Genomic DNA, 2,340 nt, shown 5'->3' with positions numbered 1-2,340 from the left:
TTAAGTCTTTCAACAGCTGATAAATTATCTGTTTTTAATTTTTTACTTGTCTGTGGTACCTGCTCATCGCTCTTACGTTTATTTTGTGTAGGTTCTTCATAAGACAATGACCATTGCTGTAACTTAGGACTTTGATCTAGTGAGCTTACTACAAGTACCAATTCTTCGCGTGTTGGTATATCTCTGGCATAATTAGGCAGTGCTTTCTTAACATCACTTAAAAATGCTCTATGTACTGGTGATAATAACTTCTGTTGCTCTAATGTAATACTATTAGGATCTAAGATTGGTATAGATTCAAGTGATTCTTTTACTCTTAAAGTAGCCTCCGATAACATCAATGCCACATCAGGCTTATCTTGCACTTGCCCAATTAAAGTATCTGACATAACCTCCACTACAGACAGCACATTATTACCATCTATATTTACTTGATTAGCGTTACGCTTATTCTCTTCATCTAAATACTCAGTATATTTATTCATAATGGTAGGGCTTATTTCACCAACAGTTGCCACTATCTGCTGCATAGCCCCGCCGAAGCATGCCTCTCTATCCTCTCCATACGCTATAGATGCTACATATATGCCTTTAGCTAATGTAAAGAGCTTTTGTTCTTTCAATACAGTCTCTATATCTTCATTACTGACTACATTGTATAGAGTACTAACTGTCTGATCATCTAATTGTGATAATAACTGATGTACTGATGTCTTGTTTACAAAATCTTGCTCTTTAATCTTCGGATAATAGGCTCGGATTTGAGAAAGATTAGATTGTACTAAATGTCTATTTATATCACAGAAAGTAGCAAGTAACTCTTTTTTTTCCTCTAACGTTGGATTTTGATCAATTAGCCACCTAATCATGGATAATGTTTCAGGTAACGTTACCTTGCCATGCTCATCATTACTATAATCATATTGCATAGTAGCCAAAGCTTTACCATGTTTATAGTTCCCTTGAGCATCCCGCTCTAACCATTTGTCTAAAGCAACTACAGACTTAGAAATTATTTCTTTTGCAAAATCAGCATTATTACTTTCAAGTAATGCCTGATAATGTTCCTTTGTTTGATTATCCTGTGTATTATCAAATATTGGTTTAAATAAATCTTCTTTTTCGGATTTTGGTAGACTGAGCAACTCAATATTTTTACTATTTGCTCCAAAGTTAAATAACTGCTTTAATTCCTTACTTAGATTAAACTCATTAGTTAATTCCCGTATATCTTGATTACTAAATGTATTCTTAAGCTCCTGTATATAGAACTTCATCTGCTTAACTGCAGGAGTTGCATGTACTGATTGAGCATCATGTGTAATATTCTGAAGATTATTCACATCCGTCGCACTACTTGGCACTACTCCGTTCTCAAATAAAAATCTTTGCATCTTAGGATTATCATTGTAATAATGCATAATGGAAGTGTTTTCTATATCTACATGATTTGTTAATACTCCGTATTGCTCCTGGTGTTCTACTAGATATTTTACTATCTGATCATCCTGACACTCTGCTGTAATTAGTAGCACAGTTTCACCTTGATTATTAACTTTATTAACATCAGCGCCATGATCTAACAAAAATTTTATACGTTCTAGCCCTCTGCGTGTCGCTACCATATGTAAAGGTGTCATACCATATCTATCTTGCTGATTGATATTAGCGCCATATTTTAGTAGATCTTCTAATATTCTATTACTATTTTTTATGACTGCTGTATGTAATGAACATGTTCCTGTCCAGTTCTGAATATTAGAGTCCGCTCCTGCTGCTAATAATTGAGATACAACCTCTTCTCGTTGATATGTTGCGGCTGCATATAAAAGAGACATACCAGTATTATTATGAATATTTAATTCTGGTTTCTGTAATAGTAAATTAGACATATCCTGTGCATTACCAGTGATAGCAGCACGAAATAATTGTTCTTGTATTGTAAAAGACATGATGATATTTTTTGATTTGTTATAAATGATACTTGTAGTAATCTACTATTACGATCAATAATAGATTACCATGTGAAATATTTTTTCTTTAGTGCTACTTTTTTGAAGTATATCACGCCAAAACCTCATGATTTTGTACTTCATCATCTATTCCTTCAAGTGCCATAGCTTCTTGACGAGCTTCCATGCCGCAACTCATATAAGGTGCAAGCACGCTTTCTGCCTCATGTAGCTCCATTTCTTTTACTACCTTTTGCCCTTCTGCAAAATCTAGTATTAGCTTCTCTAAGTCCTGATTACTATAATCATTCACAGCTACTAAATACTGATCAATATTTGTTTTTAAATCAGGATTATCATTTGCAAATGATGTGAGATACTGCTTGAT

The 2,340-nt window shown here is 33.8% G+C and carries 1 protein-coding gene and 1 pseudogene; both read right to left on the bottom strand.

The window, feature by feature from the left end; genetic code table 11:
* Positions 1-1,952: ankyrin repeat domain-containing protein (locus KYQ89_RS02365; RefSeq protein WP_218460247.1), on the bottom strand; the 1,952-nt coding region annotated here is incomplete at its 3' end.
* Positions 1,953-2,064: 112 nt separating this feature from the next.
* A pseudogene (locus tag KYQ89_RS02360) lies at positions 2,065-2,340 on the bottom strand (patatin); the annotation flags it as partial.

This window comes from Rickettsia sp. TH2014, from assembly GCF_019249195.1.
In the GTDB taxonomy this organism is placed as follows: Bacteria; Pseudomonadota; Alphaproteobacteria; order Rickettsiales; family Rickettsiaceae; genus Rickettsia; species Rickettsia felis.
This window is presented reverse-complemented; position numbering and strand designations above follow the sequence as displayed.